Raw genomic sequence first — 12,809 nt, 5'->3', positions numbered from 1 at the left:
AGGTATCCATCTGCACGCTTTTTGTGTTATCTGCTGTTAACCGACCGCTTACCGCTTTTTAGGGCTGGATCAGCACTCGACCCTTGAGCTTGCCGGCCAGTAGATCCTGTGCGGCAGTAATGCTTTGCTCCAGAGTATAGACTTCCGACTGTTCCTCAAAATCCAGCGGCAGGCTTTCCTGCAGACGTTGCCAGGCCGCCAGGCGCCGCTCTTTCGAAATATATACAGAGTCGATACCCAGCAGTTTCACACCGCGCAGAATGAATGGCATTACCGTGGTATTCAAGGCCACGCCACCGGCCAGGCCGCAGGCAGCAACGGCGCCGTTCATCCGGGTCTGGCTCAAAATCCTGGCCAGGGTACGGCCACCGACGCCATCGATAGCACCGGCCCAGCGTTGAGACTCCAGCGCGGCAGGCTCTTTATCAAACTCGGCACGTTCAATGACTTCGTTGGCACCCAGATCACGAAGCCAGGCCGCGTGCTGAGGGCGACCGGTTTCGGCATGGACTTCATAGCCGGCCTTGGCCAGCAGCCGTACTGCTATGGAGCCCACACCACCGGTGGCCCCCGTGACCAGAACAGGGCCTTGTTCGGGTTTAATACCGGCCTCCTCAAGTGCCATCAGAGACAGCATGGCGGTCAGGCCGGCGGTGCCGATGGCCATGGCACGCTTGGCACTCATGGTGCCGGGCAGGGGTACCAGCCACTCTCCTTTAACGGAGGCTTTTTCTGCCATGCCGCCCCAATGTTGTTCGCCGACGCCCCAACCGGTGAGGATCACTTCATCACCGATGCGGTAGTCCGGGTTATCCGAGGCCAGTACGGTACCGGCAAAATCGATGCCGGGTACCATGGGCCATTGGCGAACGATTTTCCCTTTGCCGGTAATGGCCATGGCATCTTTATAGTTGAGGCTGGAATAGTCCACCTTGACCAGCACATCGCCGTCGGCGAGCTGGTTTTCGTTAAGGCGTTGCACACTGGCTTTGGTTTCTTTGCCCGATTCTTCTAATAGCAGTGCATTGAACATGATGGTTTCTCCTGGCACGGTTTCCTGCCAGCCAGTGTAAAGGGGCAAGCGCCGATTGCCATGGTTTGGGCGCACAGAATTGTGATTCTGTGAGCTTGTCGAAAGGTTCAGCTGGTTTCCGTGACGGCGGGTTTGATCCAGGCCTCATTTATCCAGAGTGAGGCGATCAGGATCAGGCCTCCCAGACCCAGGCGCAGCAGGTCGGCATCCCGATTCCAGATCAACAGGTTCACCAGCAGGCCGGCGGGCACCAGGGCATTGTTCATGATGGCCAGCGCACCGGCATTCACCCGGGTCGCGCCCTTGTTCCACAGAAAATATCCCAGGCCGGAAGCGCCCAGCCCCAGCCACAGTAAAATGCTCCATTGCAGGCCGGACGTTGGATACTGGTCGCCCCCCAGCAGCAACCAGGCCGGCAGCACCACCGCCAGCGCACCCAGGTAAAAGTAACCGAATAGCCGGTGCTGGGGCGAGTGATTGGGGTGGCGTTCCATTAACACCTTGTAGCCGACCTGACCGAGGGCGAAGCACAGGTTGGCACCCTGCACCACGGCAAAGCCCAGCAGGTAATTCTGGGTCAGTCCGTCGAAGCGGATCACCAGGGCGGCCAGCACGGCCAGGGCGGCCGTCAGCAGATAACCCGGGTTGAAGCGGCGGTGCAGCAGGTCGTAAATCAGGGTCACATAGACGGGGGTGAGCACGGTGAAAATCAAGACTTCCGGCACCGTTAACAGCAAAAATGACTGATAGTAAAACAGGTACATCAAGCCCAGTTGCAGGGCGCCGCAGCCCATCAGCCCCAGGGCCAGACGGGGAGGCTGGCGCCAGGACATGAACGGCATAAACAACAAGGCCGCCATGCAGATGCGGCTGAATACCGAAAAGTAGCTATCCACGGCACCGGCAAGATACACGCCAATCAGACTAAAGGAAAAGGCCCATAACAGGGTAACCGACACTAAATAAGACATGAGTCACAAGCTGTTGAGAATGAAGATAGGGCGCATAATGGCGCAAAGTCGGACGGCAAGCCAGAAAACAGCCATAAAAAAAGCCGATGCAATGCACCGGCCCGGGACCCATTTCAGGTTGGTCATACAGGAGAAGATGACGCCCCTAAACAAGGTGGTTTAACACCACTCGCAGCATTTAACCATCAAGAGGTTGTCAGCGTGACTACCGACGCTGTCAGATCGTGAATATTCCGTTGGTATTGCCACCATCGAATGACCTCGAATCATTCGTTAGCGACGATAGACAGGCAGTACCCCCCATGATGCCACCATGCCCGGAACCTGCAGATCCGACTGTCAGATGAATGACTTCATCACGCCGACGATAAACGTGTTCAAGTGGGCTATTTTATGGTCTGATCACTTATGTAAAAAATGAATTATCATCATAAAGCTATGGTCAATATCGATGGATAACCTTTATCAACGGCTCGATCTGAATTTGCTGCGCGTGTTCGACGTGCTGATGCACAGCCGCAACGTCACGCGTGCCGCAGAGCAGCTGAATCTATCCCAGTCTACCGTCAGTCACGCGCTGGCTCGGCTGCGCCAGGCGCTGGACGATCCCTTGTTCGTGATGACCCGTAAAGAAATGCGCCCCACGCAACGGGCGCTGGCGCTGGCGGCCCCGGTACGGCAGGCACTGCTGCTGCTGGAGCAAGGGGTGCGGCAGTCGGCGAGCTTCGATCCTGCAGTATCGGCCCGTACCTTTCGGCTGGCGGTGCCCTCTTCCATTGAACATGGCGCCGTGCCCCAGCTGGTCGATCTCTTGCATCAACGCGCGCCTGGCTGCCGGCTGGCAGTGACCGAGCTGGTGCACTCCGACTACGAAGACAGCCTGTCGCGGGACGGCATGGATCTGGTGGTGGCGTTTGCCGACGGCAACCATCTGTCGCCCAGGCTGAGAGTCGATCCCTGGTTTGACAACCCCATGGTGTGCTTGTCGGCACAAGGCAGTGGCTTGCCCGAGTGCGTGTCGGCGGAGCAGCTGGTGAGCTGGAGCCATGTGTCTACTTCTACCTGGGGGCACAATCAAACCCTGGTCGAGCAGTGGCTAAAGAAAAAGGGGCTGGAGCGGCATATTGCGGTGTGGGTGCCCAGCTTTGAGGCGCTGCCCAAATTGCTGGCCACCGGACGTTATCTGGCCATGGTGCCCGAGCTGATCGCACGGGATTTTTGCCATTACTATCCGTTGCAGCAGCACAGCTTAAGCGAACCGCTGCGCAGTACTTACATACTGGCCCAGCATCCGTTAACCGAATTTGACCCGGCCTTGAGCTGGTTTCGGCAATTGTTGGCAGAGGTGGGCGACCGGCTGCGCCAGTCGCCCTGAATAGCCGTTATTTTTTGGGAAGTGGCACTACCAGCAAATCGCAGGGTACCGTATTCATCAACTGGCGGGCAGAAGAGGTTAACAGGCTCCAGAAGCTCTGTTCATGGCCACAGATCAACAGGTCTACGCCGTGCTGCTCGACGGCTTCGTTCACTTTCAGCGCCAGATCGCCGCAAATGACCAGCTTTTTTTCGATCGGGTAGTCGAGATTGCCAATATATTCTTCGAGTCGCTGTTTGGCGTCGGCGACAACCTGATCCTGAATGTTGTCGATGTCGATGTCGATCATCTCGGTATAGAGATCTTTGAGATCCACATCCACATGAATAACGGATAGCTTGGCATTATTTGCCCTTGCCCTATCTACCGCCTTGGCAATGACTTTGCGGTTGCTTTCGGTCATGTCGACCGCCGCAAGTATATGCTTATACTGGTAGGGTTCATTCATAGCGCTTCTCCTTTTTTACAAGCCTATCAATCCATTAGTAGATAAACCGTGAGCTGGATGGAACTTTACACCTCCAGCAGCATAGGCCACAAAATGGCCCTTAGACAAGCAAAACCCGCTAGTCCAATAGTCTACGAGCGGTGAGGAGTGAGGCGTGATACGCAACACTGAGTCCGCAGGTTTGGTGTTCCCCCCCCTCACTGCTTACTCCTTACCCTTCACGTTTTGTTGCAGCAAAGATTTAAGCGAGCTGATCTCTTCTCTGAGCTGGCCGACCTCTTGCTGTAATGCGCCAAGCTGGGTTTTTACATCCTGTCGATATTGCAGCTGGTTGGCCTTTTGCTGCTTTTCTGCTTCTTCGGCCTTGGGCGTTAACAGCGTAGAGGCGACCAGGCCTGAGATGCCCGCGAATATGGATACGCCGGTAAAAATAACGACCGCAGAAATGATCCTGCCGGCAGTGCTGACGGGGTAATAGTCGCCATAGCCGACGGTGGAGATGGTGACCAGTGCCCACCAGATGGCATCTTCGGCCGTGACGATATTCGAGCCTTCATGACCGGCCTCGGTCATCAAGATGGCAATGGCACTGCCGCCCAATACCACCAGCAAAATCAACAGCATGGAGGCCAGCATGGTGCTTTCGCTGTGTTTTAACAAATGCCGGATAACCTGATTGGCCACCCGCAACATGCGTAACACCCGTAATACCTGAAAGATCCGCCCATAACGGAGAATATCGATGGCCGGAATGGAGGCGATAAAGTCGATCCAGTGGGTGGCCAAAAACTGCTTTTTATCTCTGGCGCTAAACAGGCCATAGAAGAAATGACTCAGCAGCACCAGACAGATGCCGGTATCCAGCTTGAGCAACAGATCTTTTTCTGCCTCATCAAAGGGGCCAAACTGGTGCAGGACGATAATCACCACCGAGATGATGGATAGCACCATCATGGCGAGATCGAAGGCACTGGGCGGTAAGATGCGTATTTTTGCGGTCACGGGCGCTCCTGTCCGTTTTAATCATTGTAAAGCAAGCTAAAAGGGCGTGTCTCTAGGGTGGCTACCTGATGGTGAAATAGTGCCATGAGTCAGCTTCTGGTGGCCTGCAACAGGTATCTCCGAGGCGTGTTGCTGACGGCGGTAAAGGTGCCCAGGGTGACCCGGTAGCCTTGCTCCTCCAGAAACAAGGCCCTGTCCAGCAGTAACCACAGCTCCAGCAGATAACGATAACGGTGGCGGATCAGCTCGATACGTTTCACGAGCAAGCGGCGTTGTTCGGCCAGTGCCAACCAGTGCTGACTATCAATAGACTCGGGAATGGCCAGGCCCTTTTGTGTGCAGGCCCAGCGAGCAAAGTCGGCAAAATCGCCGCTAAGCAGCCGTTTGGGGAAGGCGGGCAGCGGTAAATAACGGGCTTGCCCCGTGATCTGTTGTTGCAGTTCATCGAACGCCAGTCGCCAGCTGAGTTCTATGTGTCGCAGGCGACGCACCCGCTCACCCCCGGTCACTTGTTGCTGCAAGGGCAGGCGCAGGCTGTGGCGATCCAGCTGTAAGTCCTGCTGTTGGCCGGCCACGGAGAGCGGCTGATAACGATCGCCGCTAATCAGGTGATAACAACAGGGCGAAAGCGCCAGTTGTTGCGTGCCTGCCTGTGCCGCCTGGCGCAAAAAGCGCAGGTGCAGCTCGCCACAGGCATGCAGGGCCACCGCCAGTTGTTGGGGCTGAAACAGGCAGGAGGTGTGGCTATCCAGGGCATCGGCACAGTGAAACTGGTGGTTGAGATCCAGCTGTTGCGCCAGCTGCTCGCCCTGGGCGCAGAGATCGGCATTCCATTCCAGGCTGGTAACGGAAGCTGCCCCCTGTTGCGCCAGCAGGCGGCCCAGGTGCCCCTTGCCGGCACACCATTCCAGAATCGGATGCTCCAGGGTCACATTGGCGGCAAAATCTTTGATTTGCGCCCACTTTCGCCCGCCAATGCCATTACTCCAGCGCGGAGTGGCGTAGTCTGGCGCGCGTTCAAGCTCGGGTAAGCGAAGGTGATGGGCCGCGACCGTGTCGGGCCGCTGGGGGGCCAGCCAGGCAAGGGCGGCCGCCTCGTTTTCGTCCAGGGCGTCTATCTGTGTTTCATTCAGCGCCATCAGCATGGGGGTGAGTTCGGGCCAGGGCAACTCACGACAGCTAAACGGAGTCTGTTGCCAGTCGCCGCGGGTGTGATGCAACAGGGCACTGAGTTGCTGGAAGTGTTCGGCGAGTATGCTCATGGCGCAGATTATAACCTTGTGAGGAAGTTCGGCATAGTTTATCGGCATGGCTCTATGGCGGCACGACCGTTAGAATAACGCCTTGTCGACAACAACTGTGTGAAAATCAATGAAAGCGTGGGATGTGATAGTGATTGGTGCCGGTGCCGCCGGTTTGATGTGTGCCGCCGAAGCGGGCAAGCGGGGCCGCCGGGTGCTGTTGCTGGATCACGGCAAGCGCATTGGCCGAAAAATCCTGATGTCGGGCGGCGGCCGCTGTAACTTCACCAATTATTTTATCGAGCCTGGCGCTTATCTGTGTGACAACCCGCATTTTGTTAAGTCGGCGCTGGCCCGCTATACCCAGTGGGACTTCATTGCCCTGGTAGAAAAGCACGGCATTGCCTATCACGAAAAGACCCTGGGCCAGCTGTTTTGTGATGACTCGGCACAAGATATCGTCGATATGCTGGTCAAGGAATGTGAAGACGCCGGAGTGCGCATACAGCTGCGCACCGAGATCCTCGATGTAGAGCGACTGGGTGAAGGCTTTATGGTGGCCACGGCGGGCGACGAGTACAGCTGCCAGTCGTTGGTGGTGGCCAGCGGTGGCCTGTCGATGCCCAAAATTGGCGCCACGCCTTTCGGTTACAAGCTGGCTGAGCAGTTTGGCCTCAAGGTGCTGCCTACCCGTGCCGGCCTGGTGCCTTTCACGCTGCAGCCGGAAGACAAGGCGACGCTGGAGCCGCTGGCGGGGGTCTCCTTGCCGGTGGTGGCCGAGAGCGAAGACGGCACTCGCTTTGCCGAAAACCTGCTGTTTACGCACCGGGGCATCTCCGGGCCTTCTGTGCTGCAGATTTCATCTTACTGGCAAGCCGGCGAACAGGTTAAGTTCGAGCTGTTACCCGCGGGTCGGCTGGCACAGGGCATCGCCGACCACCCCAATCAGGAACTGAAAACCTGGCTGAGCCATCAGCTGCCCAAGCGGCTGGTGGAGGCCCTGCTGGAGCGGGAAAAGATAATCAGCAAGCCGCTCAAGCAATATGTGCCGAAGGAAGTGGCCGCCATAGAGCAGTTGTTGGCGGCCTGGCCCCTGAAGCCGGGGGGCACCGAAGGCTACCGTACCGCCGAGGTGACCCTGGGCGGGGTGGACACCAACGAGCTGTCGTCCAAGACCATGATGGCCAACAAGGTACCCAATCTGTATTTTATCGGCGAAGTGGTGGATGTAACCGGCTGGTTGGGAGGCTACAACTTTCAGTGGGCCTGGAGCGCCGGCTGGTGTACGGGGCAGGTGGTTTAAAGAAAAATATTTATTATCAACGTCTTATGTTGGTGCTGATGAATGCCGTGAAATGCCGTTCATGGCATTTCACGGTTGTGGTGGTATCTGCTGTCAAGCAGCGAAAGCGCCAGAGACAGCGCCAACGCGCAATGTGATAGGCCGACAAAGCCTAGAAGGTGGCGCAATGCCCGCCAGAAGGCGCCTGCCCCGAGCCGATGGCAATGATGGGGGCTTCCAAACGCAAGTTGACGGGTTGTGAGCAGTGCCAATCCCAAACGAAAAATCCGACCAGCAGGGCCCAAAATACCACCATACGTAAGCTGTTTAATCTACTCATATCAGTACCCAAAGTAACGGCGCACGCGTACACCCATCAGCGAGCCCAGAAAAGCCATGACCACCCAAATCCAGCCATGAAGGCTGCCGGTCGAAATACCGCTGACCATGGCGCCTACGTTACAGCCGAAGGCCAGGCGCGAGCTGTACCCCAACAAGAAGCCGGCAATAATGCCCACCATCCACTGTTGGCTATTGAGCTTGTTTGACTTGCCAGACTGCTTACGAGAGAAAATCCACAGGGCACCGGCCAAAATACCAATATTGGTGATCGACGTGATATCTAAAAATACTGATTGTTGTAGTGTCGTTGCGTTGACTGGCTGGCTCCAGAAGGCATTGCTGGCTGGGTCAAACAGGTTGCCCGCCTGAGCAATTTTTGCGCCCCACAAACCAAACCCATACACCACGCCCCAAGGCTGACCGGCAATCACCAGATTTAATACTGCTAATCCCGCAATCAGCACGGCCCCCATGATTAAGGTTTTATTGAAGAGGCTGCGTGACACGCCACTGGTTTTTGACCACCACCAGGCAGCCACACCAATCACGACCAAACCCAGATAGGTAAGCCCGAGTGCGCCGCTTAAGCCCACTTCTTCTACCAAGCCTACGGGTTGTACGTGGCCTAACTCCAGCCACCAGCCAAGGTGTGCCGAACCCAAAAAGCTGCCCAGGGCAAACACCGGCAGAATGGCCATGTTCAAGGGAATACCCAGCCCGGCTTTATACAGGGTGCCGGAACCACAGCCATCGGCAATTTGCATTGCACCGCCAAATACCAAGGCGCCCACCAGCAGGCTGATACTTGGCGGACCTAAAGCGGCGCTCAGCTCAGTCGGGAAGCTGGCCAGCAAGGGCATGGAAAAGGCGGCGGCAATGGCGAGCAAGAGTAGTTGCGCAAATACGCCACTGGCATCACGCTGCTCAATCAGGTTGCGCCAGCCAGTAGTAAAACCAAAGCGCGCCCCCGCGAGCACGGCACCCAAGCCAATCCCCACGATAAATAACAGGCTTTGGCGTACGGAGACAAACCAAAATAAAAAGCCGGTAAAAACGACGAACACCAGGGTTAAAGCCAAACGATTGTTCATGTTATTGAGCTACCAACTTGGAAAGTTTAGTTTTCAGCTGCTCGAAGCGGCTGGGGGTATTGTCCATCGGCAAGCTTTCTTGATCCTGAGTCCATTCCGCCAGAGAGGCGGGGTAAAGGCGTACATCTTGCAGGCCTGCCAGTTCAGACAACACAAACCAGTTGGTGGCAGCCCAATGGCCGGTATTACAAAAGGACACGGTTTCCTGGGCTTGGTCCAAGCCTTGTGCCCGTACTAGCGCTTTAATTTCAGCCACGGGGCGGACGCGCATATCGTCTTTATTAAACCATTGCCCAAAGGGCGCATTTTGCGCAGTGGCAATGGTACCGCCGATGCTGGCAGTGGGTGCCTTTACTTTACCTTGGTAGAAAGCAGGTGGACGGGCATCCAATAATTGGTAGCGGGTGTCTTGTTGCGCAATTTTATTCAGCAGCTCTTCTTTGAAAATCACCACCTTGGGATTATTTTGCACCGTGAATTGGCTGGCTTGCACCTGGGGTGTGTCGGTGGCAATGGATTGCCGTGTTTTTTGCCAGTGCAAGAAACCACCATTGAGCACACTTAAATCTGTTAACCCCAGATATTTAAGTGTCCAGTAGACCCGTGCGGCTGCGCCAAAGTCCGTGGTATCGGCACCGCTAGAATAAACAACGATAGGCTGTTGGTCGGTTAAACCAAGTTGGCGGGTGAGTTGCTCGAAATACGCGGTATCCGATAATTGACCGGGGTTATTCGCCGGGCCGCGCCATTGGCCATAAGGTGCTGACACCGCGCCTGGAATATGCCCTGCTGCGTACTCTGCTGGGCTGCGAATATCGACAATATGCAGTTTTGGTTCGGCCCCAAGCGCGTTATTCAGCTGCTGCGCTTCCAACAAGGGCGGGTAGGTTGCAGCCTGAGCGCTGTCAAATATCAAGCACAAAAAAAACGCCAGACTGGCGTAGTAGTGTTTCATCGCGGTGAGCTCCTTAATGGGGCATTTATGCTCGCACAGAGCGTGCTGTTGCAAAAATAATTATTTCTTATAACTTATTTTTCGGCAGAGGAGCACTGAACGAAGGTCTACCGGCCCCAGCTTCACCCACTATCTCTTCGACGCCACCGTCGGCGTACATCTCGGCGGTATCAATCAGGGCCAGCCCTTCGCCCATGTACCAGGTGCCCTGGCCAATGGCGGGCAGTGTAACGGTGGACTTGGCAGTGGTAGCCTGAGAGTAACGATAGCGTCCATGATAGCCTCTTGATAATGTGGTAGATGATTTTTTGCCTGTACTGAGCCAATATGTTGACAGAGCAAGCTAGGGGCAATAGCCCCCGGGGATGCAAATGCCCGGCTCGGCTTTATCCTTTAATCAGGGGGTGGCTCAGCTGTCGTCAGGCAGCCGCTTAACTAAAGTAAAGAGCAAGCAAGGAGGGACAGATGACCACATCAGGCAATAATGACCATGCCGAACTTGTTCCGGTACGGCGGAGGCTGCGGCTGGATAATCTGAATCAGCTACAGATAGAGCTGCTGGCCAAGCAATTTAACAGTGAAACCGGTGTGTCCAAGGTGGTGGTGCGCAAGCAGTGGCTCGAAATCGAGTACGATGTGGCGGTGTTGACTCTGGAGCGGGTCATCAAGCTATTAGAGGCCTACGGCGGCGAGCTGTCCCATGATTGGTGGACATCGTTCAAGGCCAGCTGGTATTTGCGCCGCGAAGAAAAGCTCCGCGCCCAGCTGGGCGAAGATCAAGATCCGTAAAGATAGCGGTAAGCCAACTTATCGTGAGGGGTGAGGTGTAAAGGGTGAACAGCAAACCCTGAGCCTGCAGATTCGGTGTTTACTCGCCCTTCACTCCTCACCCCTCACCCCTCACCCCTCACGTATTCCTTTCACTCTTCCGTTACGGCTTTGCTTAATACGCCCTGGTGTTGCTGTAATCGAGCTTGGGCTGTGGCTTTATCCAGCCCCGAAAGCAGCATTAAAATCGCCAGTTTGACGTTGTTATCTGCCGCACTCAGAGCCGCCGCTGCCTGCGTTTCGCTTACCTCGGTGGCCTGCATCACGATGCGCTGCGCGCGGGCCTGCAGCTTCAGATTGCTGGCGTTCAGGTCCACCATCAGATTCTGATAAACCTTGCCAATGCGGATCATGCTGGCGGTGCTCAGCATATTGAGCACCAGCTTTTGCGCGGTACCGGATTTCAAACGCGTCGAGCCGGTAATGACCTCGGGGCCGACTTCGGGCTCGATGGCAATGTCGGCAGCCTTGCCAATCGCCGAGCCACTGTTGCACGCCAGTGCGACCGTGGTGGCGCCTATACTGCGGGCGTAGTGCAGGCCGCCCAGTACGTAGGGGGTACGCCCACTGGCGGCTATGCCCACCACCACATCCCTGGCGGTGAGTGTCAGCTGCTGCAGGTCGTCGGCACCCAGCTGCGGGTTGTCTTCGGCGCCTTCCTGAGCGCGAAACATGGCCTCGGGGCCGCCGGCAATCAAACCGATGACCATATCCGCAGGTACGCTGAAGGTGGGGGGACACTCAGAGGCATCCAGCACGCCCAGGCGACCGCTGGTGCCGGCACCCATGTAAATCAGCCGTCCCCCCTGTTGAAACGCCGTCACTATGTGATCGACGGCGGCTGCTATGGCGGGCAGCACGCGGGCAACCGCCCGGGGTACCTGGCTATCTTGCGCATTCATGGTGGTGAGCATATCGAGGGTGGACTGGCGGTCGATATGCAGGGTGTCGGGGTTGCGCCCTTCGGAAGCCAGTTTGGCCAGATCACGCAGCAAGTTCGGGGTGGGCATGAAGTACTCCTATCTGGGGGAAGGTGGGGGGAATAGTGAAGCGTAAAGAGTGAAGGGGAACAACCAAAGCCTGAAAGAGTGCTGTTGTGCGTAGCTTCTCATGCTTTCCCCTTTACCCTTCACCGTTTATCCCGGTAGGTGAATGGCACCTAAAATGGCCGGTCGGCTGGCGCCGGTGACGGCGGGCAGGTTGCCAGGCAGGCCATGCCAGGTTTGATGGGCCAACCAGGCAAAGGCCATGGCTTCCATGGCGTCCATATCGACGCCGGCACTGTTGGTGGTGTCCACGTGCCAACGGGGCAGCAGGGCTGCCAGGCGCTGCATTAATAACGGGTTGTGGCCCCCACCACCACACACCAGCAGCTCGCCGGCTGGCCACTTGTTGACTTCGTTGGCAATGGCGCTGGCAGTAAACTCGGCCAGGGTGGCCTGTACATCGGCTACCCTGATGCTTGCGGGTAAGGTGGCGGGGAGGCGAGCGGTAAGCCAGGCTTCGTCAAACAGCTCGCGGCCTGTGCTTTTAGGAGCAGGCAATGCCAGCCAGGGCTCGGCCAGTAGCCTGGCCAACAGGGCAGTATCAACCTGCCCCTGCAACCCCAGGGCGGCGTCTTTGTCATAGGGCTGGCCACAGTGCCGCTTGCACCATGAGTCCATCAACATATTGCCCGGGCCAACATCGTAGCCGAGCACCGGTTGCCCCGGGGCCAGTACGGTAATGTTGGCGATGCCACCTATGTTCACTACGATGCGCATCTGGCCGCTGTTGCCCAACACCTGCTGATGAAAGGCGGGTACCAGGGGTGCGCCCTGGCCACCCAGGGCCATGTCTTTACGGCGAAAATCATTAATCGCCACTATACCGGTTTGGGCGGCTATCCGGTTGGCATCACCCAGTTGCAGTGAGAACGGCAACGGTCCCTGGGGGTGGTGCCACACGGTTTGACCATGGCAACCAATGGCACGCACCTGCGCGGCCGGAGTGCCAGACTCCTCGAGCAATTGCAGCACAATATCGGCATAGGCCTGGCCCAGCTCGGTATCCAGTTCGCCCCATTGCCTGGCGGTAATGGCACTGCCTCCGGCCAGGCTCAGCAACTGTTGGCGCAAACGAGTGGCAAACGGGCGGCTGGTGCTGGCTTTTAGTTCAACTTGCTTGCCATTGGTGGCCACCAGCACCGCATCTATCCCATCCAGACTGGTGCCCGACATAATGCCGATAAAGAGTTCCATG

14 protein-coding genes are annotated in these 12,809 nt (G+C 56.8%); 3 read left to right on the top strand and 11 right to left on the bottom strand.

Going from position 1 to position 12,809, the window contains the following annotated elements:
• Positions 1–58: 58 nt before the first annotated feature.
• A complete protein-coding gene (locus tag ACN0VL_RS10890) occupies positions 59–1,033 on the bottom strand; it encodes an MDR family oxidoreductase (RefSeq protein WP_417617260.1) in 975 nt (324 codons plus the stop codon).
• Positions 1,034–1,140: 107 nt separating this feature from the next.
• A complete protein-coding gene (locus ACN0VL_RS10885; RefSeq protein ID WP_417617258.1) occupies positions 1,141–2,004 on the bottom strand; it encodes a carboxylate/amino acid/amine transporter in 864 nt (287 codons plus the stop codon).
• Positions 2,005–2,455: 451 nt separating this feature from the next.
• On the opposite strand from ACN0VL_RS10885, the gene ACN0VL_RS10880 reads away from it, so the two are divergent.
• Positions 2,456–3,379 (top strand): LysR family transcriptional regulator, encoded by a 924-nt coding sequence (locus ACN0VL_RS10880; protein ID WP_417617256.1) that lies wholly within the window; start codon positions 2,456–2,458, stop codon positions 3,377–3,379.
• A 7-nt stretch (positions 3,380–3,386) separates the two neighbouring features.
• Here the strand turns inward: ACN0VL_RS10880 and ACN0VL_RS10875 are convergent, their stop codons facing one another.
• The 3 genes from ACN0VL_RS10875 to ACN0VL_RS10865 form a co-directional block, all read right to left on the bottom strand.
• On the bottom strand, positions 3,387–3,827 hold the full coding sequence (locus tag ACN0VL_RS10875; RefSeq protein WP_417617254.1) for a universal stress protein: 441 nt from the start codon (positions 3,825–3,827) through the stop codon (positions 3,387–3,389).
• A gap of 204 nt (positions 3,828–4,031) precedes the next feature.
• Complete coding sequence (locus ACN0VL_RS10870; RefSeq protein ID WP_417617252.1) at positions 4,032–4,829, bottom strand: ion transporter; 798 nt, start codon at positions 4,827–4,829, stop codon at positions 4,032–4,034.
• An 89-nt stretch (positions 4,830–4,918) separates the two neighbouring features.
• Positions 4,919–6,091 carry a methyltransferase gene (locus ACN0VL_RS10865; RefSeq protein WP_417617250.1) on the bottom strand — a complete coding sequence of 391 codons (1,173 nt, stop codon included), beginning with the start codon at positions 6,089–6,091 and terminating at the stop codon, positions 4,919–4,921.
• A gap of 109 nt (positions 6,092–6,200) precedes the next feature.
• On the opposite strand from ACN0VL_RS10865, the gene ACN0VL_RS10860 reads away from it, so the two are divergent.
• A complete protein-coding gene (locus ACN0VL_RS10860) occupies positions 6,201–7,373 on the top strand; it encodes an NAD(P)/FAD-dependent oxidoreductase (RefSeq protein WP_417617249.1) in 1,173 nt (390 codons plus the stop codon).
• A 151-nt stretch (positions 7,374–7,524) separates the two neighbouring features.
• Here ACN0VL_RS10860 and ACN0VL_RS10855 read toward each other — a convergent pair whose 3' ends face one another.
• The 4 genes from ACN0VL_RS10855 to ACN0VL_RS10840 form a co-directional block, all read right to left on the bottom strand.
• A complete protein-coding gene (locus tag ACN0VL_RS10855; RefSeq protein WP_417617247.1) occupies positions 7,525–7,692 on the bottom strand; it encodes a hypothetical protein in 168 nt (55 codons plus the stop codon).
• Position 7,693: 1 nt separating this feature from the next.
• Positions 7,694–8,785 carry a YeeE/YedE thiosulfate transporter family protein gene (locus ACN0VL_RS10850; RefSeq protein WP_417617246.1) on the bottom strand — a complete coding sequence of 364 codons (1,092 nt, stop codon included), beginning with the start codon at positions 8,783–8,785 and terminating at the stop codon, positions 7,694–7,696.
• A 1-nt stretch (position 8,786) separates the two neighbouring features.
• Complete coding sequence (locus tag ACN0VL_RS10845; RefSeq protein WP_417617244.1) at positions 8,787–9,662, bottom strand: sulfurtransferase; 876 nt, start codon at positions 9,660–9,662, stop codon at positions 8,787–8,789.
• Between the two features lie 145 nt (positions 9,663–9,807).
• Positions 9,808–9,936, bottom strand: coding sequence for a hypothetical protein (locus ACN0VL_RS10840; protein ID WP_417617242.1), 129 nt, complete (start codon positions 9,934–9,936; stop codon positions 9,808–9,810).
• 269 nt (positions 9,937–10,205) lie between these two features.
• Between ACN0VL_RS10840 and ACN0VL_RS10835 the strand changes: the two genes are divergently transcribed.
• Positions 10,206–10,529 carry a hypothetical protein gene (locus ACN0VL_RS10835; protein WP_417617240.1) on the top strand — a complete coding sequence of 108 codons (324 nt, stop codon included), beginning with the start codon at positions 10,206–10,208 and terminating at the stop codon, positions 10,527–10,529.
• Positions 10,530–10,660: 131 nt separating this feature from the next.
• Here ACN0VL_RS10835 and murQ read toward each other — a convergent pair whose 3' ends face one another.
• Positions 10,661–11,578: an N-acetylmuramic acid 6-phosphate etherase gene (murQ, locus tag ACN0VL_RS10830; RefSeq protein ID WP_417617238.1), complete on the bottom strand. Its 918-nt coding sequence runs from the start codon at positions 11,576–11,578 to the stop codon at positions 10,661–10,663.
• Positions 11,579–11,704: 126 nt separating this feature from the next.
• Complete coding sequence (locus ACN0VL_RS10825; protein ID WP_417617236.1) at positions 11,705–12,808, bottom strand: anhydro-N-acetylmuramic acid kinase; 1,104 nt, start codon at positions 12,806–12,808, stop codon at positions 11,705–11,707.
• Position 12,809 lies beyond the last annotated feature (1 nt).

Origin of the sequence: Oceanisphaera sp., from assembly GCF_048268965.1 — a bacterium.
Taxonomy (GTDB): Bacteria; Pseudomonadota; Gammaproteobacteria; order Enterobacterales; family Aeromonadaceae; genus Oceanimonas.
This window is presented reverse-complemented; position numbering and strand designations above follow the sequence as displayed.

Bases quoted from the DNA above. Each gene is read 5' to 3' on its own strand.
- ACN0VL_RS10835 (WP_417617240.1), top strand. From the start codon at position 10,206: ATGACCACATCAGGCAATAATGACCATGCCGAACTTGTTCCGGTACGG.
- ACN0VL_RS10885 (WP_417617258.1), bottom strand. From the start codon at position 2,004: ATGTCTTATTTAGTGTCGGTTACCCTGTTATGGGCCTTTTCCTTTAGT.
- ACN0VL_RS10875 (WP_417617254.1), bottom strand. From the start codon at position 3,827: ATGAATGAACCCTACCAGTATAAGCATATACTTGCGGCGGTCGACATG.
- ACN0VL_RS10855 (WP_417617247.1), bottom strand. From the start codon at position 7,692: ATGAGTAGATTAAACAGCTTACGTATGGTGGTATTTTGGGCCCTGCTG.
- ACN0VL_RS10840 (WP_417617242.1), bottom strand. From the start codon at position 9,936: ATGGGCGAAGGGCTGGCCCTGATTGATACCGCCGAGATGTACGCCGAC.
- ACN0VL_RS10860 (WP_417617249.1), top strand. From the start codon at position 6,201: ATGAAAGCGTGGGATGTGATAGTGATTGGTGCCGGTGCCGCCGGTTTG.
- ACN0VL_RS10825 (WP_417617236.1), bottom strand. From the start codon at position 12,808: ATGGAACTCTTTATCGGCATTATGTCGGGCACCAGTCTGGATGGGATA.
- ACN0VL_RS10890 (WP_417617260.1), bottom strand. From the start codon at position 1,033: ATGTTCAATGCACTGCTATTAGAAGAATCGGGCAAAGAAACCAAAGCC.
- ACN0VL_RS10850 (WP_417617246.1), bottom strand. From the start codon at position 8,785: ATGAACAATCGTTTGGCTTTAACCCTGGTGTTCGTCGTTTTTACCGGC.
- murQ (WP_417617238.1), bottom strand. From the start codon at position 11,578: ATGCCCACCCCGAACTTGCTGCGTGATCTGGCCAAACTGGCTTCCGAA.
- ACN0VL_RS10880 (WP_417617256.1), top strand. From the start codon at position 2,456: ATGGATAACCTTTATCAACGGCTCGATCTGAATTTGCTGCGCGTGTTC.
- ACN0VL_RS10865 (WP_417617250.1), bottom strand. From the start codon at position 6,091: ATGAGCATACTCGCCGAACACTTCCAGCAACTCAGTGCCCTGTTGCAT.